This window comes from Streptomyces neyagawaensis (assembly GCF_023516595.1).
Taxonomy (GTDB): domain Bacteria; phylum Actinomycetota; class Actinomycetes; order Streptomycetales; family Streptomycetaceae; genus Streptomyces; species Streptomyces neyagawaensis.
On the sequence record NZ_JAMGBG010000025.1, the window covers coordinates 136,839 to 156,559 of the forward strand.

General features: G+C 71.9%; 13 protein-coding genes. 7 read left to right on the forward strand and 6 right to left on the reverse strand.

Translation table 11 applies throughout. The features are described 5' to 3' along the window. Positions 1 to 44: 44 nt before the first annotated feature. From M8J73_RS13295 to M8J73_RS13305, 3 genes are all read right to left on the reverse strand, one after another. Positions 45 to 977, reverse strand: a complete 933-nt coding sequence (locus M8J73_RS13295; RefSeq protein WP_249828640.1) for an oxidoreductase — start codon at positions 975 to 977, stop codon at positions 45 to 47. 262 nt (positions 978 to 1,239) lie between these two features. Continuing rightward, positions 1,240 to 3,111 carry a SulP family inorganic anion transporter gene (locus M8J73_RS13300; protein WP_079055061.1) on the reverse strand — a complete coding sequence of 624 codons (1,872 nt, stop codon included), beginning with the start codon at positions 3,109 to 3,111 and terminating at the stop codon, positions 1,240 to 1,242. After that, the gene (locus tag M8J73_RS13305) at positions 3,108 to 3,764 is read right to left on the reverse strand and encodes a carbonic anhydrase (RefSeq protein ID WP_055540899.1); all 657 of its coding nucleotides are present in this window, start codon (positions 3,762 to 3,764) and stop codon (positions 3,108 to 3,110) included. The genes M8J73_RS13300 and M8J73_RS13305 overlap by 4 nt, the downstream gene beginning before the upstream one ends. Positions 3,765 to 4,039: 275 nt before the next feature. Here M8J73_RS13305 and M8J73_RS13310 point away from each other — a divergent pair, with 275 nt between their 5' ends. The 5 genes from M8J73_RS13310 to M8J73_RS13330 all read left to right on the forward strand — a co-directional run bounded on the left by M8J73_RS13310 (position 4,040) and on the right by M8J73_RS13330 (position 11,074). After that, positions 4,040 to 5,158: a response regulator transcription factor gene (locus M8J73_RS13310; protein WP_055540898.1), complete on the forward strand. Its 1,119-nt coding sequence runs from the start codon at positions 4,040 to 4,042 to the stop codon at positions 5,156 to 5,158. Beyond that, a complete protein-coding gene (locus M8J73_RS13315; RefSeq protein ID WP_249828641.1) occupies positions 5,155 to 6,786 on the forward strand; it encodes a sensor histidine kinase in 1,632 nt (543 codons plus the stop codon). The genes M8J73_RS13310 and M8J73_RS13315 overlap by 4 nt, the downstream gene beginning before the upstream one ends. 197 nt (positions 6,787 to 6,983) lie before the next feature. After that, entirely contained in the window at positions 6,984 to 8,141 is a 1,158-nt protein-coding gene (locus tag M8J73_RS13320) for an alkaline phosphatase PhoX (RefSeq protein WP_055537903.1), read from the forward strand. A gap of 80 nt (positions 8,142 to 8,221) precedes the next feature. After that, positions 8,222 to 9,541: a glycosyltransferase gene (locus tag M8J73_RS13325; protein WP_249828670.1), complete on the forward strand. Its 1,320-nt coding sequence runs from the start codon at positions 8,222 to 8,224 to the stop codon at positions 9,539 to 9,541. 228 nt (positions 9,542 to 9,769) lie between these two features. Beyond that, on the forward strand, positions 9,770 to 11,074 hold the full coding sequence (locus M8J73_RS13330) for a condensation domain-containing protein (RefSeq protein ID WP_240501660.1): 1,305 nt from the start codon (positions 9,770 to 9,772) through the stop codon (positions 11,072 to 11,074). Here M8J73_RS13330 and M8J73_RS13335 read toward each other — a convergent pair. From M8J73_RS13335 to M8J73_RS13345, 3 genes are all read right to left on the reverse strand, one after another. Then, positions 11,059 to 11,424, reverse strand: a complete 366-nt coding sequence (locus tag M8J73_RS13335) for a hypothetical protein (RefSeq protein WP_055541903.1) — start codon at positions 11,422 to 11,424, stop codon at positions 11,059 to 11,061. The genes M8J73_RS13330 and M8J73_RS13335 overlap by 16 nt on opposite strands. A gap of 248 nt (positions 11,425 to 11,672) precedes the next feature. After that, the gene (gene ppdK, locus M8J73_RS13340; RefSeq protein ID WP_055541904.1) at positions 11,673 to 14,420 is read right to left on the reverse strand and encodes a pyruvate, phosphate dikinase; all 2,748 of its coding nucleotides are present in this window, start codon (positions 14,418 to 14,420) and stop codon (positions 11,673 to 11,675) included. Between the two features lie 430 nt (positions 14,421 to 14,850). Then, positions 14,851 to 16,050, reverse strand: a complete 1,200-nt coding sequence (locus tag M8J73_RS13345; protein WP_249828642.1) for an ROK family protein — start codon at positions 16,048 to 16,050, stop codon at positions 14,851 to 14,853. A gap of 229 nt (positions 16,051 to 16,279) precedes the next feature. Between M8J73_RS13345 and M8J73_RS13350 the strand changes: the two genes are divergently transcribed. Beyond that, positions 16,280 to 17,767: an MGH1-like glycoside hydrolase domain-containing protein gene (locus M8J73_RS13350; protein WP_079054849.1), complete on the forward strand. Its 1,488-nt coding sequence runs from the start codon at positions 16,280 to 16,282 to the stop codon at positions 17,765 to 17,767. Next, positions 17,764 to 19,704 (forward strand): amylo-alpha-1,6-glucosidase, encoded by a 1,941-nt coding sequence (locus M8J73_RS13355; RefSeq protein WP_055538904.1) that lies wholly within the window; start codon positions 17,764 to 17,766, stop codon positions 19,702 to 19,704. The genes M8J73_RS13350 and M8J73_RS13355 overlap by 4 nt, the downstream gene beginning before the upstream one ends. The last annotated feature ends 17 nt before the right edge of the window (positions 19,705 to 19,721 follow it).

A 19,721-nucleotide genomic window follows, 5' to 3' on the forward strand; every position in this document is an offset into this window, starting at 1 on the left:
CGCCGCGTTCACCGCCGGCCGGTACGGGGCGCCGCTGCCCCGGGTCAGGACTTCAGCTGGTCGAACGTCACCCCGGTCAGCCGCTCCGAGCGCTCCCAGAGGAGTTCGCCGGCCCGGTCGTCGAGGGTCCAGGGGGCGCGCGGCGACCTGGCGGGCGCGCCGCGCCACATCAGGAACCGGGGGCCGATGAAGGAGTCGGGTGCGACGCCGGGCGCGGTGGCCGCGTACAGCGTGGGCAGGGCGCCCGCGTCGGCGGACTGGGCGAAGAACCGGTTGCCGACCCGCATGAACCGCTCGGTCGCCTTGCGGCCCTCCGCCTTGGCCCCGGCGGTCTGGAGGTTGGTCGCCGCGTACCCGGGGTGGGCGGCCGCGGCGACGACGTCGGAACCGGCCGCCGCGAGTCGCCGGGCCAGCTCGTGCGTGAACAGCAGATTGGCCGTCTTGGAACGGCCGTACGCCAGCCAGCGCCCGTATCTGCGCGCGGTGTCCAGGTCGTCGAGGTCGATGTTGGCGCGCAGGTGCATCCCGCTGGAGAGGGTCACGACCCGCGCGTCTGCGGTGGCGAGCAGCAGGGGCGCCAGCAGTCCGGTGAGCGCGAAGTGGCCGAGGTGGTTGGTGCCGAACTGCGTCTCGAACCCGTCGGCGGTACGGCCCTCGGCCACGGCCATCACGCCCGCGTTGTTGATCAGCAGATCGAGCCGCTCGTACGTCTCCTCGTACGCGGCGGCGAACTCCCGCACGGAGGCGAGGTCCCCGAGGTCCAGCCGCAGCAGCTCGACATGGCCGCCGGGCACCTCGGCCCTCATCCGCTCCAGGGCGGCGAGACCCCGCTCCTCACTGCGGCAGGCGAGCACGACCCGGGCACCGCGCCGGGCGAGCTCACGGGCGGCGACGTACCCGATGCCACTGTTGGCACCGGTCACGACGGCGACACGGCCACGCTGGTCCGGAATGTCGCCCACGTTCCACCCCGCCATACCGCCACCCTTCCGAAAGCCCCTTTGACCCCGCCAGCGTAGGAGCAGCCGGGACGCTTGTCTGCGGGTGTGACACACCGCGGGCCGCGGGGGAAGCGGGGCGCAGCCCGGCCTCCCAGGGGCGCGGGGACGGCCGATGCCTGCGGGCCGCGGGGGAAGCGGGGCGCAGCCCCGGCTTCTCAGGGGCGCGGGGAACTGCGCGAGCGACCACGACGGACGCCGCACTCGCCGACGCACCCCCGCCCCCGAGCTGGAAGGCGCCCTACCAGCCGGCCCAAGCCTCCTCCTCCACCCCCTCCGGCATCGGCCGCGTATCGAGATAGAACCACTCGGCATCAGGCCCAGGCCCAGGCGACCCGGTCGGCACCTGCACAACCCCCGGCACGGGCACCGGCACCGACATGGGCCTCGACACCGGCGGAGCCTCCGGCCGCGGCGGCACGGCCCCCCGCCCCTCGGGGACCGACCCCGTCGCCGTCAGCTCCGGCATCAGCAGTTCGACCCGCACCCCTGCTCCCCGCTGCTGCGCCACGAACTCCTCCACCTGGCTGCGGCACGCATGGTCGAGATGCGTGACCCCCAGCAGATCGAGCCGGATCCGCGGCTTCCCGGAGGCCGCCGCGTTCTCCAGCGCGTCGATCAGCCGCGGCAACCGCAGAAACGTCGCGTTGCCCGCCATGACGACCTTCGCCGTGTCGTCCTCGATGTGCTGCCGTACCACGGTCTGCGACATCCGCAGCGCGGCCAGCACGACACCCGCCGCGAGTCCGAACAGCACCCCTTCGAGCAGCGCCGTCGCCGTGATGACGAGCGTCGTCAGCGTCATGACGGCGAACTCACCGCGGTCCTGCCGCCACATCTTGGGGAACTCCTCCGGCGCGAACAGTTTCCACCCGCTGTGAACCAGCACGCCCGCGAGCACGGAGATCGGGATGAGGGCGAGCACCTGCGGCAGCAGCAGCGCGAAGGCGAGCAGCCAGAGCCCGTGGAGCGTACGGGAGAGCCGTGTCTTGGCCCCGGCCTGCACATTCGCCGAACTCCGGGCGACGACGGCGGTGATGGGCAGCGCGCCGAGGAGACCGGCGACCGTGTTGCCCGCCCCCTGCGCGATCAGCTCGGTGTTGTAGCGGGTGCGCGGCCCGTCATGCATCCGGTCCACCGCGGCGGCGGTGAACAGGCTCTCCGCCGAGGCGATCACCGTGAACGTGAGGATCGCCGTGATGATCCCCGCGTCGGCGAGCCCGGCGAGCTGTCCCGGTCCGGGTACGTCCACGGAGGCCAGCAGGTTGCCCACCTGGAGCGTCCGCACGTCGACGCCCGGCAGGGAGGCGACGGCGATACCGATGCCGACCGCCACGAGCGCGGCCGGGATCTTCTTGACGGCCGCCGGACCGGGCAGCCGCTTCCACAGGAAGCTCAGCACGACGGTGACGATGCCGAGCCCGGCGGCGACGAGCGCCTGCGGATCGGTCAGGGTGTCGGCGATCAGCCCGGGGACTCCGGCCATGTTCTCGAAGGGGGTGCCCGGCGCCTTCGCGTCGGTCAACGGGTACAGCTGGCTGAACATCAGCGGCAGTCCGATGCCGGCGAGCATGCCCTGGACGACGGCGAGGGAGATCGCCTGGAACATCCGACCCAGTCTCACCAGGCCCAGCACGATCTGGAGGATGCCGGAGAAGAGGACGATCACGCCGAGCATGGCGACGCCGAACTCCATCACCGTCTCGGCGACCAGCGCGGCGAGCCCGGCCGCCGGCCCGCTGACCTGGAGGGTGCTGCCGCGCGCGGCGCCGACCACCAGACCGCCGATCACCCCGGAGATGATGCCCAGCTCGGCGGGGACCCCGGAGGCGACGGCCACGCCGATGCAGAGCGGCAGCGCGACGAGGAACACCACGAGGGAGGCGGTGATCTCGGTACCGAGGTCGCCCCGCCCACCATCCCGCGCCCGCCCGGCACGTTTCGTCGAGGCGGAGGCCCCGGCGGGCGACTCCGGGAACAGCGCCTCGGGCGGCCCCCACTCCGCTCCTCCGGGGCTGCCGCCCCACTCCGCCCCTCCAGGGCCACCGCCCCAGTCGGTCGCGGGGGGCCTCCGGTGGGCGCCCGCCGCGTGTCGGCCGTGTGCGCCGCTCATGAGCCGTGCACCTCGAACCCGCCGTCCTCGTCGAGTTCATGGATCGTGCCGGTGTCGATCTCGTAGTACCAGCCGTGCAACCGCAGCCGTCCGGCCTCCAGTTGCTGCCGGGCGACGGGGTACTCGCGGAGCACGGCGAGCTGGTTGCGGATGTTCAGCTGGACGACCTCGCGCAGGGCGGGGTCGTCGGACACGGCGGCGACCCCCGTCGCGGGCCCGCCCTCACCGTCCGCCCCGTCTCCGTCGCGCAGGACGGGGGCGAGCGCGGGGCGGGCGTAGTCGAGCCACGCGTCCACCCGGGGCAGCCCGGACAGGTCGGCGCGGTACTTCAGCGCGCCCATCGCCCCGCAGTGCGAGTGACCGCAGACGACGATGTCCTGAACGCCGAGGACCTCCAGTGCGTACTCGATGGTGGCGGCCTCGCCGGAGGCCGCTCCGTACGCGTCGTGCGGCGGCACGATGTTGCCCGCATTCCGTAGCTCGAATATCTCTCCGGGGCGCGCTCCGGTGATCAGCGCGGGAATCACCCGTGAGTCCGAGCAGGTAATGAACAACGCCTCGGGGAATTGCCCGACGGCGAGTTTCCGGTATTCGTCGCTCTCGAAGTCGACCCGGCGCCTGAACGACCGGGCGCGATCCAGCAACGCCTTCATCCTGCCCTCCTTGCTGCTTCCGACCAGGTAGGACGACCGTAGGGGGGCGATCACCAGAGGAAGGTTAAGCGAACACTAAAACGCCGCCAGGGTTTCCATAGATTTCAGCCAGGGCACCCTTCTCCGCAGGTCGACCGGCTGAATACAAGCGGTTTCTGAGGGTCATTTCACAATGCTCCGGATTCGCTGCGCATCACTGTTCGGTCTCTTGTAGCGTGGTCGATCCCACAGCACGGGAACCGTGTTGTACGGACCCTTTGGAGAGACAGGACGCCATGGGCGTACGAGTGCTGCTCATCGAGGACGACGAGACGATCGCCGAACCGCTCGCAGACGGGCTGCGCCACTTCGGCCTGACGGTCCACCACGTGGCCACCGGCGCGGACGGGTTGAGAGGTCCGCACGGCGATGTCGTCCTGCTGGATCTCGGTCTGCCCGACATGGACGGCATCGACGTCTGCCGTGGCATCCGCCGGTCCTCCGACGTCCCCATCATCATCCTCAGCGCGCGGGGCGAGGAGGCCGACCGCGTCCTGGGCCTGGAGCTGGGCGCCGACGACTACCTGGCGAAACCATTCAGCATCCGCGAGCTGGTGGCCCGGATCCGAGCGGTGTCCCGACGGCGCCAACGGCCCGGGCCGGAACCGGGACAGGGAGCGGGACCGGCACCGGTACCGGGTTCGTCGGGCGACCCGTTCGCCCAACCCGACTTCCGGACAGGGGAGTTCACGGTACGAGGAGAGGTGCTGTCCGGGACCGCGTCCGTACCGGGGGCGTCCGGCGCGCGGCGCGGCATCGGTGCCTCGCCCGAGTACGACTGGGCGACGGCGTACGAGACGCCCGCGCACGGCACCCGTGTGAACGAACCCCCTGCCGGCGACCACACCGTTCACGAACCCCCGGTCTACGAGCCGACCGCCTACGAGCCCCCTGCCTACGCACCCCCCTCCTACGAACAGGCCCCGGTCGAGCCCCGTGACGCCTCCGGCGTGGCCAGCGCGGGCGGTGCGGGCAGCGCGGGTGACCGTTCCGTGCCGTCGCCCGGGCCGCTGGTCGTGGACCGGCGGACCCGGCAGGTGTGGGTGGGGGACGTGCCGGTCGCGCTGACGCCGAAGGAGTTCGAGCTGCTGGCGCTGCTCACCGAGGACCCGGGGGCGGTCTACTCCCGGCAGCAGATCCTCAACCGCGTCTGGGACGACCACTACCAGGGCCCCACCAAGACCCTGGACGTGCATGTCGCGACCCTGCGCCGCAAGTTGGGCGACCCGGCGTGGATCCAGACCCTGCGGGGTGTCGGCTTCCGGCTCGCCGTCCGTGGGCCCGGGCCGGGGCAGGGCCGCGGGCCGGGGCCCGGTCCGGGCCGGCACCACACGCCCGAGGCGGCGGCCTCATGACCCGCCGGCTGCTGCTGAGCTACCTCAGCCTCGCCGCCCTCGTCCTGCTGGGCCTGGAGATCCCGTTGGGCTTCGTCTACTCACGGGCCGAACGCGAGCGGATCGTCAACTCCGCCAATGACGAGGCCGAGTCGGTGGCCGCGTTCGCCGCGCTGTCCCTCGCCGCCCGGCGTCCGGACGAACTCGCCGAACGGGCCGCGCACTGCGCCGAGCGCATCGGCGGCAAGGTGGTCATCGTCGACGCGCGGGGGAATCTGCTGGCCACCTCGCACGACCTGTCCGCGGAGGAGAGGCGGGACCTGGCCTCCCTCCCCGAGATCTCCGCCGCGCTCCAGGGCCGCGCCACCACCGACGTACGCACGACGACGACCGGCGGGGTCCACTACCTGTCCGTGGCGGCCCCCGTGGGCCACACGGCCACGGCCACAACCGCCGACACCGCCCCAGCCACAGCTGCAAGCCCTGGCTCAGGCCCAGCCGCCTCGACGGTCACGCACACGCGTGCGCGTACGACCCCCCGCTCCGCCGACGAGGCCCCGGCCGCCGTCGGCCCGGCCTCCGTCGGCGCGACCCAGGGTGCCGTGCGCGTCACCCTGCCCACGACCATGGTGCACGCGCGCGTGTTCGCGGTGTGGCTGCTGCTCGTGCTGGCCGGGCTGGCGGTGCTCGCCGGTGTGACGGTGGCGGCGTTCGCGTTCGCGCGGTGGGCGGGGCGGCCCATCCGGCAGTTGGAGGAGGCCACGCACCGTCTCGCCGAGGGCGGCGCGGCCACCTCCGTGAAGGTCACCTCCGGCCCGCCGGAGGTGCTCCGCCTGGCGGCGGCCTTCAACACGACCGCCGCCCGGCTGGAACACCTGCTGGCCTCGCAGCGGGCCTTCGCCGGGGAGGCGTCGCACCAGCTGAAGACACCGCTGGCGGCGCTGCGGCTGCGTCTGGAGAACCTGGAGCCGGACATCGCCCGGCCCGCCCGGCCGAGCCTCGACGCCGCCGTCACCGAGACCGACCGGCTGGCCCGGATGATCGAGGGACTGCTCGCGATGGCCCGCCTGGAGGAGGCGGCGGCCATCCCGGTGCCGGTCGACGTGGGCGCGATCTGCGCGGAGCGGCACCGCACCTGGGGCCCGTTGTTCGAACGCGAGGGGGTCTCGCTGGTCCTCTTCGCGGGCAGCGTGGGACCGGTGACCGCACTGCCGGGGGCCGTGGAGCAGCTGCTCGACAACCTGCTCTCCAACGCGCTGCGGGCCTCCCCGTCCGGCAGCACGGTCACCATGGAGCTACGGCTCCTCGTCCCGGCCCGACGGAGCCTGCGCGACGCCCGGCCCGCCTGGGTCGACCTCCATGTCACCGACGAGGGGCCCGGGATGACGGCCGAGCAGCGGGCCCGTGCCTTCGACCGCTTCTGGCGCGCCCCCGGCGCCCCCAAGGGCGGCACCGGACTCGGCCTCTCCCTCGTCCAGCGGCTCGCGCACGCCAGCGGCGGCGAGGTCACGCTCCACGAGGCGGCCACGGGCGGCCTGGACGCCGTCGTCCGCCTGCCCTCGGCGGAACCGCCGGTCCCGCCCGGCGGCCACGGTTTCGGTACGCGCCCCGGTCCGCGCAAGCGCGAGGCGCCGCCGCTGCCCGCGTGAGCCGGCGCCCCCGGCTCGGGGGGCGCGCGGCGTTCAGCGACCGCGGCCCCCGCCCCGTCGGGGCGGGCCGCCCGAGAACGCCCCCGCACGGCCATTGATTGTCCATGCTCCGTCAATCACGCTCGGCTAAGTTCCGTCACCGCGCGACCCCGCCGCCGACCGGCAGGCGGGCCGGTCAACGCACCTTTGGAGCGACAGTGGAACGTCGTACCCTGCTACGCGCGGCCGTCCTCGGCGGCACCTCGATCGCGTTCGGCGGAACCCTGTGGCGCGGCGCCGCGTACGCCGCGCCCGCCCAGCCCGGCGCGGGCCCGTACGGTGCGCTCGGTGCGCCGGACGCCAACGGCATCAGGCTCCCGAGCGGTTTCACCAGCCGGGTCGTCGCCCGCTCCGGCCAGCGGGTCCCCGGCACGTCGTACACCTGGCACAACGCGCCCGACGGCGGGGCCTGTTACGCGGACGGCAGCGGCTGGATCTATGTCTCCAACTCGGAGATCAGCCCGTCCGGCGGTGCGAGCGCGGTGCGGTTCTCCTCGACGGGCACGGTCACCTCGGCGTACCGCATCCTCTCGGGCACCCGGACCAACTGCGCGGGCGGAAAGACGCCCTGGGACACCTGGCTGTCCTGCGAGGAGGTCGACCGGGGATACGTCTACGAGACCGACCCGTGGGGTGTGAAGGCGGCGGTGCGCCGGGACGCGATGGGCCGGTTCAAGCACGAGGCGGCAGCCGCCGATCCCGTGCGCGGGGTCGTCTACCTGACGGAGGACGTCACCGACGGCTGCTTCTACCGCTTCCGGCCGACGACTTGGGGCGATCTGTCGTCGGGCACGCTGGAGGTCATGGTGGCCGGCACCGGCACCAGCGGCCCGGTGACCTGGACCAGGGTCCCCGACCCGTCCGGCGCGACCGCCACCCGCAACCAGGTGTCGGGCGCCAAGCGCTTCAACGGCGGCGAGGGCTGCTACTACGCCGACGACACCTGCTGGTTCACGACGAAGGGCGACAACCGCGTCTGGCAGTACGACGCCGCCGCGCAGACCATCGAACTCGCCTACGACGACTCCCTGGTGACCGGCGGCAGTGCCCCGCTCACCGGCGTCGACAACGTCACCGGCACGGCCTCCGGCGATCTGTTCGTCGCGGAGGACGGCGGCACCATGGAGATCTGTCTGATCACCCCGGACGACGTCGTCGCCCCCTTCCTCCGCGTCGACGGCCAGTCCGCCTCGGAGATCACCGGCCCGGCCTTCTCCCCCGACGGCCGCCGGCTGTACTTCTCCAGCCAGCGCGGCACCAGCGGCAGTTCGTCGGGCGGCATCACGTACGAGGTGACGGGTCCGTTCCGTACCTGAGCGTTCCCCCGGGAGAATTTCGAACTCTTTTACACCTAAAACTCATTCTATTTGCCTTCTGCTAGGTTCTGCGCGTGGTCATGCCCAAAGAATCAGGGCCGGCGAGCCCCGGAATCGGCATCCGCCCGCGCAAGGTTCTCCTCGCGGCATGCGGTACCAGCGAGGACGTGCGGCCCTTCCTCGCACTGGCCGTGGCGCTCCGTCGCCACGGCCACACACCGTTATTGGCCGCTCCGCCGCCGTACGCGTCCGAAGCAGCCGCGTACGGGGTGGATTTCGCGTCGATCGACGACGGCCCCACCCGGATTCTCGACGAGCCGGAAACCCGCCGGATCATCGACAACGGGCTGCTGGGAGTACGTGGGAACATCGCGGCCGCGAGAACGGTCGCCCGACTGAAGAAACTACTGATTCCCTCGCTGCAGGACGTGGCAGCGATCGCCCACGATCACGGGGACGTGGCGGCCGTGGTGCATTCGGCGGCGTTCCCCGCCCAGCATGTGGCCGACATGCTGGAGGTGCCCGCCGTCGTCGTCGCCCTGCAGCCCGGCTGGATTCCCACCGATGAATTCCCCTGCTCTCTACTGCCGTTGCCGCGGGTACCCCGTTTCCTGAACCGGAGCACCTACGCCGTCGTGACGGCGACCCAGCGGTCCCGTGAGGTGGAGCGCTGGCGGACGACGGAGCTGGGGCTCACGGCGCGCAGGTACGGCGCCCGGGGGTGGCTGCGCGATCCCGAGGGCAAACGGCGGCTGGTTCTCCAGTCGTTCAGCCGGCATGTGATGCCCGTCGACCCCGTCTGGGGCGACGCCGTGCGCACCACGGGCTTCTGGTTCATGCCGGCGCGCCACGACTGGACGCCGCCCGCGGAGCTGACCCGCTTCCTGGACGAGGGACCTGCACCGGTCTGCATCGACTTCGGGAGCATGTCCGACACCTGGGCGCCCTCGTACAACGCCCTGGTCCTCGAGGCGGTCCGGCTGTCCGGGGTGAGGGCCGTCGTGGCGACGGGGCGCGGCGGCATCGAGCCGTCTCCCCCGTCACGGAACGTCCTGACGATCGACGCGGCGCCCCACGACTGGCTCTTCCCGCGTACGGCGGCGGTCGTCCACCACGGTGGCCCCAGCACCGTCGCGGCCGCCCTCGCCGCCGGTCGCCCCCAGGTCCTCTGCCCGCACATGGGCGACCAGTCCTACTGGTCCGAACGGATGCGGGCGCTGGGCGTGGCCCCCGCTCCCGTCCCCGCCCAGCGCCTCACGGCGGAGAGGCTCGCGGAGGCGATCGGCCGGGCGGTCGAGGACCGGCACCTGTGGTACCGGGCGACGGAGATGGCCCCCTTGATCCGCGCCGAGAACGGCGTCGACGCGGCGGTGAGTTCTCTGCTGGCCCGACTCGCTTGACCTGTTTCCCCGATTCCCGGTGCCCGGTTCCCGGTCCTCGCCGGAAATCCGCACCCCTGCCCGCGTCCCCCACTCCCCCACTCCCCCACTCCCCCACGCATACGAACAGAGAGCCTCGGAGTGCTACAGATTCCTTTCACCGACACCCGAATCGCGCCCGGCACCGTCGTTTCCTGGTCCCTGCGCGCCAAACACACCCCCCGTTCCAGGGGAGACGATCCGGCCGCCGTGTCCAAGTCCGCGTCCTTCAACCAGGACAAACACCATTCGTCGTCCCAGGCGACACGGAGCACGAGTGACTGCATCGCCAGTTCCATCACGATCACCTTCGAGATCGAGGGCCGGCTCGACATCGCGGCGCTGGAATCCGCCCTCCTTCTCCTCGTACGCCGCCACGAGGTGCTCCGCTGTGAATTCCGGCGGCTGGCCGGTGATCTGACCTGCACGGCCCTCTCACCCGAATCGGTCTCGCTGGAGGCGGAACAGGTCGGCCATTTCCACACCCCGGAGGGACTGCACACCCATCTGGACAAGGAGTTCAAGAGCATCGACACGCTGTCCTGGCCGCTGATCCTGATGGGCGCGGTGGTCCGGGAGTCGCGTTCCACGGTCTATCTCTGTTTCGACCACCTCGTGTGCGACGGCATGTCGATGCCCGTGGTGGTGAACGAGATCCAGACGGCATACGCGGCGCACACGGCCGGCCGTCTCCCCGAACTGCCGCCGACGGCCAGCTATCTGACCTTCGGGGACGCGCAACGCCGCCGCTGGTCGTCCCTGCGGCCCGACGACGACCGGCTGGACTACTGGAAGGGATTCACCGCCCGGAACGGTGGGTTCTTCCCCCGGTTCCCCTTCGACATCGGGGTGGCGGACGACCGCCTGTACCCGATGGCGAACCGCAGCCGCCGGTTGCTGGACGCCGACGAGACGAAGGCGCTGGCCGCGGGTGCCCGTGCGGCTGGGGGCAGCGTCTTCACCGGCGTCCTGGCGGCGGTCGCGACGGCACTGCGCCGGTTGGGAGGCCCCTCGGTGTACCGGGGGCTGCTGCCGGTCAGTGAGAGGAACGCGGAGGTCTGGGAGCATTCCCTCGGCTGGTTCGTGAACACGATGCCCATCGAGTTCGAGGTGGGCGAGGCGGGCGTCGGGGGCCTTGCCGCCACCATCGCCGGGGCGAGCGCCGCCTATACCGAGATGCAGCGGCACGTGGACGTCCCGTTCGTACGGGCCTGGGAGCTGCTCGCACCGGAGGCCTACCGTCTGCACCACTGGCCGTACGCCGTGAACTTCTTCTCGTACATCGACTTCCGCAGGGCTCCGGGCGGCGAGCAGCACCCCCTGTGGAAGCCCAAGCTGCACGTGTGGGCGGCCTGCGGCAACGGCATCAGCCACTGGTTCCACCGGACCGCGGCGGGCCTGCACGTCAACACGCTGCACGTCGACACACCCGAGGCACAACAGATCAACGACGCGCAGCTGGACGAACTCGTGGCGGTGCTGCGGGAGATCGGGGGCGCTCAGCGGAACTCGTGAGTGACCTCGATGGGGCCCACGATGTGCGCGTTGAACTCGTCGAGCTCCTCGGCGGGCACCCACAGCTCCAGGATCGTCTCGCCGCCGGCCTGGCGCACCGGGTAGCGGCGCAGGAACCCGGTCTCGACCTCGAACCGGGTCACGAAGCCGGCCCCGCTGTGCTTCACGTTCCAGTCCCGCGCGATCTTCACGGCGTAGTCCTCGTTGAGCACCGGGTAGAAGATCGGCTGCTCGGGCAGGCGCGGCGGCCAGGCCCTCCACCCCGACTCCCGTACCAGCGCGAGCTCCTCGGGGCCGGTGGGACGCCACAGCGTGGTCGTGGCGGACGACGTCCTGCGCGGCGTACTCACGGAACTCACCCTCGGGGAACGGGCCGGCTGCCCGGCGCGGTCGGCGGTGCCCCGACGCTACCGACAGCCCGGCCTCACGGGCCACTGAGTTTCCCTCACGCGGAGGGCGGCACCCCCCGCACGGGGTGCCGCCCTCTTTTCGTGATCCGGAACCGCCGCCCATCGGTGAGGGTCGGTCGGGGACAAGCGGCGGTTCCGGGGTCCGGGATGCGTGGCGGGTGCCTCGCGGTGCACGTCGGCGGGGGTCGCTAGCGGTGGTCGCTGCCCTCCGACTGCGTCGCCGCGCGGCCGGCCTCCAGGCGGGCCACGGGGATGCGGAACGGGGAGCAGGAGACGTAGTCGAGGCCGACCTCGTGGAAGAAGTGGACCGACTCGGGGTCGCCACCGTGCTCGCCGCAGACGCCGAGCTTGAGGTCGGGGCGGGTGGCGCGGCCGGCCTCGGCGGCCAGCTTCACCAGGGAGCCCACACCGTCCTTGTCGATCGTCTCGAACGGGCTGACGCCGAAGATGCCCTTCTCCAGGTAGGCCGTGAAGAAGCTCGCCTCCACGTCGTCCCGGCTGAAGCCCCACACCGTCTGCGTGAGGTCGTTCGTGCCGAAGGAGAAGAACTCCGCCGCCTCCGCGATCTGACCGGCGGTCAGCGCGGCCCGCGGCAGCTCGATCATGGTGCCGATCGCCAGCTTCAGCTGCGTACCGGTCGCCGCCTCGACCTCCGCGATGACCTGGTCGGCCTCCTCGCGGACGATCTCCAGCTCCTGGACGGTGCCGACGAGCGGGATCATGATCTCGGCGCGCGGGTCGCCCTTGGCGTTCTTCCGCTCGGCCGCCGCCTCCGCGATGGCCCGCACCTGCATGGTGAACAGGCCGGGGATGACCAGGCCGAGGCGGACGCCGCGCAGACCCAGCATCGGGTTCTGCTCGTGCAGCCGGTGGACGGCCTGGAGAAGGCGGAGTTCGTTCTCGTGGGGCTCCTGGCGGGACTCCGCGAGGGCGACCCGGACCGACAGCTCGGTGATGTCGGGCAGGAACTCGTGCAGCGGCGGGTCGAGGAGACGGATCGTCACCGGCAGTCCGTCCATCGCCGAGAACAGCTCGACGAAGTCCTGCTTCTGCAGCGGGAGCAGCGCCTTCAGGGATTCCTCGCGCTCCGTCTCCGTGTCGGCCAGGATCAGCCGCTCGACTAGCTCACGCCGGTCGCCGAGGAACATGTGCTCGGTGCGGCACAGGCCGATGCCCTGGGCGCCGAAGCGGCGGGCGCGCAGCGCGTCCTCGGCGTTGTCGGCGTTGGCCCGGACCCGCAGCCGGCGCTTGCGGTCGGCGAAGGCCATGATCCGGTGGACGGCCTCGACCAGTTCGTCGGCGTCGTTGGCGCCGGCGTGCATCCGGCCCTCGAAGTACTCCACGACCGGGGACGGGACGACCGGGACCTCACCCAGGTAGACCTTGCCGGACGAGCCGTCGATGGAGATGAGGTCGCCCTCCTCCACCACATGTCCGCCGGGCACGGTCATCCGCCGGCGCTTGGTGTCGACCTCCAGCTCCTCGGCACCGCAGACACAGGTCTTGCCCATGCCGCGGGCGACGACGGCCGCGTGGGAGGTCTTGCCGCCGCGCGAGGTCAGGATGCCCTCGGCGGCGATCATGCCGTCGAGGTCGTCGGGGTTGGTCTCCCGGCGGACCAGGATGACCTTCTCGCCGGACCGGGACCACTTCACGGCCGTGTACGAGTCGAAGACGGCCTTGCCGACGGCCGCGCCCGGCGAGGCGGCGATGCCCCGGCCGACCTGCTGGACCTTCGCGTCCTCGTCGAAGCGCGGGAACATCAGCTGCGCGAGCTGCGCCCCGTTGACGCGCTGGAGCGCCTCGGCCTCGTCGATGAGGCCCTGGTCGACGAGCTGGGTGGCGATCCGGAAGGCGGCGCCCGCCGTGCGCTTGCCGACGCGGGTCTGGAGCATCCACAACTGTCCGCGCTCGATGGTGAACTCGATGTCGCAGAGGTCCTTGTAGTGGTTCTCCAGCGTCTCCATGATCTGCATCAGCTGGTCGTACGACTTCTTGTCGATCGACTCCAGCTCGGCCAGGGGGACGGTGTTGCGGATGCCCGCGACGACGTCCTCGCCCTGGGCGTTCTGCAGGTAGTCGCCGTAGACGCCCTGGTGGCCGGAGGCGGGGTCGCGGGTGAAGGCAACGCCGGTGCCGGAGTCGGGGCCGAGGTTGCCGAAGACCATGGAGCAGACGTTGACGGCGGTGCCGAGGTCGTGCGGGATGCGCTCCTGACGGCGGTAGAGCTTCGCGCGGTCGCCGTTCCAGGAGTCGAAGACGGCCTTGATGGCCAGGTCCATCTGCTCGCGGGCGTCCTGCGGGAAGTCCCGGCCGGCCTCCTTCTTGACGATCTTCTTGAAGGTGGTGACCAGCTTCTTGAGGTCGGCGGCCTCCAGCTCGGTGTCGACCGTGACGTTCTTGGTCTCCTTGGCCTTGTCGAGGGCGTCCTCGAAGAGTTCGCCGTCGACGCCGAGGACGGTCCTGCCGAACATCTGGATGAGCCGGCGGTAGGAGTCCCACGCGAAGCGCTCGTCGCCGGCCTGGTCGGCGAGGCCCTTCACGGACTTGTCGGAGAGGCCGATGTTGAGGACGGTGTCCATCATGCCGGGCATGGAGAACTTGGCGCCGGAACGGACCGAGACGAGGAGCGGGTCGTCGGCCTGGCCGAGCTTCTTGCCCATGCGCTTCTCGAGCGCCTCCAGATGGGCGCTCACCTCGTCACGCAGTGCCGCGGGCTCGTCGCCGCTGTCCAGGTAGACCTTGCATGCCTCGGTGGTGATGGTGAAGCCGGGAGGCACCGGAAGACCGAGGTTGGTCATCTCGGCGAGGTTCGCGCCCTTGCCACCGAGGAGGTCCTTGAGGTCCTTGTTGCCCTCGGTGAAGTCATAGACGAACTTCACGCCCTCAACGCTCTGAGTCACGTGGCCTACGTGGGGATCTTTGTTTTCCGACACAGGTCCCAACTCCTTGAGGACGCGGTGGCTGCCCTGACGGCGAGGAACATACCCAGATCGAAGGCTCCTGGGTACGTCCACTTGTGCGTCATGCGCCTGTAACCACCCGTCCGCCAGCAGATCGAAAGTCAAGGCTTGGCAAGGTGTTGAACGCTGATGTGTTCACCTCTTGAAGGCGACACGGTTCGAGACCCGCAATATCCGCTCAGATGAGCGGCAATCAACACGTCTGAGTTCGCGCGATGAACGATCAAAGGGTGGCACTCAGTGCCACCCTTTGAAGACCCGGAACCACCCAAGATCCGCTCATCTGAGCGCAGCCCTTATCAGGGGTGGCGAGAATCACGCGTTCACGGAGGCCGGGATTTCACCATGCGGACCGCCGCACGGGACGGAAACCCGCCTGTCACACGCCCGGCGGACGCACCCGTCACACCCCCAGGGCCGCGAGCCGCTCCTCCGCTCGTTCGGGCGCGTACAGGTACTCGACGACCAGGGCGCCCGCCCCGACCAAACCCGCCCGCTCCCCCAGCCGGGACGTGACGACGTCCAGATGGGCCGTGGAGCGCGGCAGCGCCCGCTGGTAGAGCAGTTCGCGCACACCCGTGAGGAAGGGGGTTCCGGCCAAGTCTCCGGCGATCATCAGGACGCCGGGGTTCAGCAGGGTCACCACCGTCGCCAGGACGTCGCCCACGGAGCGACCCGCCTCCCGTGCGAGCGCCGTCGCGCCCGGGTGCCCGGCGACCAGCAGATCGCGCACATCGGAGCCGGAGGCCGCCGGAACCCCGGCCTCGCTCAGCCGCCGCGCGACGGCGCCGCCGCTCGCGACCGCCGCCAGACAGCCGTAGGACCCGCACTTGCACTGGGCGTCCGCGCCGGCGGGCACCCTGATGTGGCCGATGTCGCCGGCGCCGCCGTCGACGCCCCGGTAGATCGAGCCGCCGACCACCACGCCGGCGCCGATACCCGTGGACACCTTGACCAGCGCGAACGCCGAGCAGTCCGGGTATCCCGTGCGCTGTTCGCCGTACGCCATGAGGTTGGCGTCGTTGTCGACGAGGACGGGGACTCCGGGCGGGCCGGACGCGTGGTCGGCGAAGGCGCGGGCCAGCCGGCCGCGTATGTCGTAGCCGTCCCAGCCGGGCATGATCGGCGGCTGCACCACCCGGCCGGTGTCCATCTCCACCGGTCCGGGCACGGCGAGCCCGATGCCGCAGACCGCGTCGGCCGGCTGCCCGGCCTTCTCCAGCAGTTCGGCGAACCAGCGCCCGAGGCCGTCCAGGACTGCCTCGGGGCCGTCCTCGAGGACGAGGGTGCCGCTGTGCTCGGCCTGTATCTCGCCGGTGAGGGAGACGACGGCGGCGCGGGCGTGGCGGGTGTCGAGGTCGGCGGCGAGGACGACCGCGTGCTCGTCGTCGAACTCCAGTGTGATGGAAGGGCGTCCGCCCAGCGGGGAGCCGACCGGGCCGCCTGCGCCCTCACGGAGCCAGCCCGCACGGAACAGCCGGTCGAGGCGCTGACCCACCGTGGCCCGGGACAGGCCCGTCGCCTGCTGGAGCGCGCCACGGGTGGTGGCCCGGCCACTGCGGACCAACTCCAGCAGATCTCCTGCACCGGCGTGACTGCCCACCTTCACGACCTCCCGTTCGCCCGGTCCCTCACCCGATCATCCCCGCCCCGGCGGCCCGGCGACGCACCGCTCCCGCGATCGTCCGCGGACCGTTCCGCGCGACCGCTTGCGCTCACCCTCTTGCGTTCCCCAACTCTGCATTACATATTGAGTTTTGCGTGTTAAATAGACGTAACCCTACGGTACCTACTGCCGAACCGGTCGGCACCTTGTTCTCGGGGAGCCCTGAGTGGATCGCACAACCCAGCTCACAGCCCGCCGACCAGGCACGGGCGTCCGTCCTGAAGGCGCTGTATACGATCCGGGCCTCCGGGGAGGATCGCTGCACCGCGGGGCCGCCGAGGTGCTGGAAGGCAACTGGACGGGGGCGTCCACGGTGCCCTCCCACCGGCTGTACCCCCACCAGTGGTCGTGGGACTCGGCGTTCATCGCGATCGGGCTGCGCCATCTGTCGCAGCTGCGGGCGCAGACCGAGCTGGAGACCCTGCTCGACGCGCAGTGGGGGGACGGACGGATCCCGCACATCGTCTTCAACCCCTCGGTGCCGCTGGAGGCGTACTTCCCGAGCCCCGACTTCTGGCGCTCCTCGACCGCGGGGCGCGCTGCGGGCGCCCCGCGCACCACCCAGACCTCCGGCATCGTGCAGCCGCCGGTGCACGCGCTGGCCGCGTGGCTGGTGCACCGCTCCGACCCGGGGCTCTCCCGGGCACGCGGCTTCCTGCCCCGGGTGTATCCGCGGCTCGCCGCCTGGCACCGCTATCTGCTGCACCGCCGGGACCTGGGCGGCGGCGGGCTGGCCTCGGTCGTCCACCCCTGGGAGCAGGGCATGGACAACAGCCCCGCCTGGGACGCGCCCCTGTCCCGGGTGGCCCCGGCCCCGGCCCGCTCCTTCCGCCGCGCCGACCTCGAGCACGGCGCGGCCGAGGACCGGCCGACGGATCTGGACTACGGGCGGTACGTGCGACTGGCGACGGACTACCGGGACGGGGGATACGCCGACGGGCGGAGCGAGTTCGCCGTCGAGGACCCCGCCTTCAACGCCCTCCTCATCGCCTCCGAGCACGCCCTGGCCCGTATCGCCGCGGAGCTGGGGGCGACCGGCACGGCCCGCGACGCCCGCGCGGAGCGGCTGACGGCGGCCCTGGTGGAGCGGCTGTGGGACCCGGCGGAGGAGATGTTCCTGTGCCGGGACGTCATCGGTGGCGGCCTCGTCCCCGAGCGCGGTGTCTCCGGACTGCTGCCCCTGCTCGTGCCCGGCCTGCCCCGCGAGATCGTCGCCGCCCTCGTGCGGACGGCGCACGGACCGCACTTCGGGCTCGGGGACACCACCCGGCTCGTGCCCTCGTACGACCTGCTGGGCGAGGCGTTCGATCCGCACCGGTACTGGCGGGGCCCGGCCTGGTTCAACACCAACTGGATGCTGGAGCGGGGCCTGAGGCTCCACGGGGAGCTGGGGCGGGCGGACGCGCTGCGGTCGGCGCTGCTGGAGACCGCGGGCGCCTCCGGTTTCGCCGAGTACGTCGACCCGTACACGGGCGAGCCCTGCGGTGCCCTCGGTTTCAGCTGGACCGCCGCGCTCGCCCTCGATCTGCTGCATCAGGACGACCACGGCCGCCGAAGCGGCGACGGACCGGACCGCGACGACGACCGTCACCACGACAACCGGGCCGGATTCGATACGTGCGACATGAGTGACCAGGGAGGGGACCGGCGATGACGGACCGGCATCATCTGCTCGTGCGCGGCGGCACGTTCGCCGCCGTGGGCGACGGCGGCGACATCAGCGGGCGGCGGGGCGGCAGTTCCCCGGACGGCTTGTTCGTACGGGACGCACGGCATCTGAGCCGGTGGCAGCTCACCGTCGACGGTGCCGTCCCCGAGACGCTCACCCCGGTCGGCGACGGCGACACCGCGCGGTGTGTGCTCGTCCCCCGGGGCGGGCGCCAGGAGCCGCCCGCGTACACGCTCTTCCGGGAGCAGGCCGTCTCCGACAGCGCGTTCGTCGAGGCGCTGCGCGTCACCAGCAACCGTCCGGTGCCGACGACGGTCCGGATCGCGCTCACGGTGGACGCCGACTTCACCGACCAGTTCGAGCTGCGCTCCGACTTCCGTACGTACGCCAAGACCGGCGCCGTCAGAAAGCGTGAGGTCCTCGACGACGGGGTGGAGTTCAGCTACCGGCGCGGCGAGTGGCGGTCCTGCACGACGGTCACGGCCGAGCCCGCGCCGGACGCCGTGGAGGAGACCGGGACGGGCGCGCGCCGCCTCGTCTGGGCGCTGGACCTCGAGCCGCACGGCTCGATGGAGCTGACCCTGCGGGTGATGGCCCGCCCGCACGGCGACCGGCGGCCCCTGCGCGTACCGGCCTCCCCGGCCTCCGTGACGCACCAGGTCCTCGCCTCCGAGGGCGAGTTCATGGAGGGCATCGCCCTCCCGACCGGCTGGCCGGAGCTGGCCGCGGCCTGTTCGCGGGGCCTCGCCGATCTCGCCGCGCTCCAGGTCCCCGCGACCGGACCGGACGGCGAGAACCTCCGGGTGCCGGCGGCCGGGGTGCCGTGGTTCCTGACCCTCCTCGGCCGCGACGCGCTGCTGACGTCGCTGTTCACCCTGCCCTACCGCCCGGAACCGGCCGCCGCCACGCTCCTCGCGCTCGCCGCCACCCAGGCCACCGAGGTCGGCGTGGACGCAGTCGCCCAACCCGGCAAGATCGTCCACGAGGTGCGCCACGGCGAGCTGGCCCACTTCGGGCAGGTGCCGTACGGCCGCTACTACGGCTCGGTCGACGCGACCCCGCTGTTCCTGGTGCTGCTCGGCGCGTACGTGGAGCAGACCGGTGACGTCACCCTGGCCCGCCGACTGGAGCCGCAGGCGCGGGCCGCGATCGGCTGGATGCTGGACCACGGCGGCCTCACCTCCCGCGGCTACCTCGTGTACCGCGCCGACCAGGGCGGTCTCTCCAACCAGAACTGGAAGGACTCCCCCGGCGCCATCTGCTCCGCCGACGGCAGCCGCCCGCCCGCCGGGCCGGTGATGGCGGCGGGCGCCCAGGGCTACGCGTACGACGCGCTGCGCCGCACCGCCGCGCTGGCCCGGACGGTCTGGGAGGACGAGGTCTACGCGGCGCTCCTGGAGCAGGCCGCCGGTGATCTCCGTGACCGTTTCCAGCGGGACTTCTGGATGCCGGAGCACGACTTCCCGGCGCTGGCCCTGGACAGCGAGGGCCGCCGCACGGACGCGCTCGCCTCCGACGCGGGGCATCTGCTGTGGTCGGGGCTGCTGGACAAGGAGTACGGCAAGACCGTCGGCCGGCGGCTGCTCGAACCGGACTTCTTCTCCGGGTGGGGCGTGCGGACGCTCGCCTCGGGGCAGCCGGCGTTCCATCCGCTGTCGTACCACCGGGGATCGGTCTGGCCGCACGACAACGCCCTGATCACCCTGGGGCTGGCCCGGTACGGGCTGCACGACGAGGCCCGCACGGTCGCGGGCGGGCTGGTGGACGCGGCCACGGCCATGGGGCACCGGCTGCCGGAGGTGCTCGCCGGGTGCGGCAGGGACACGCATCCGGAGCCGGTGCCGTACCCGCACGCGTGTGTGCGGGAGTCCCGGTCGGCGGCGGCGCCGCTGGCGCTGCTGACCGCGGTCGGGGGCGCGTAGCCGCGCGCCCGGGCGCG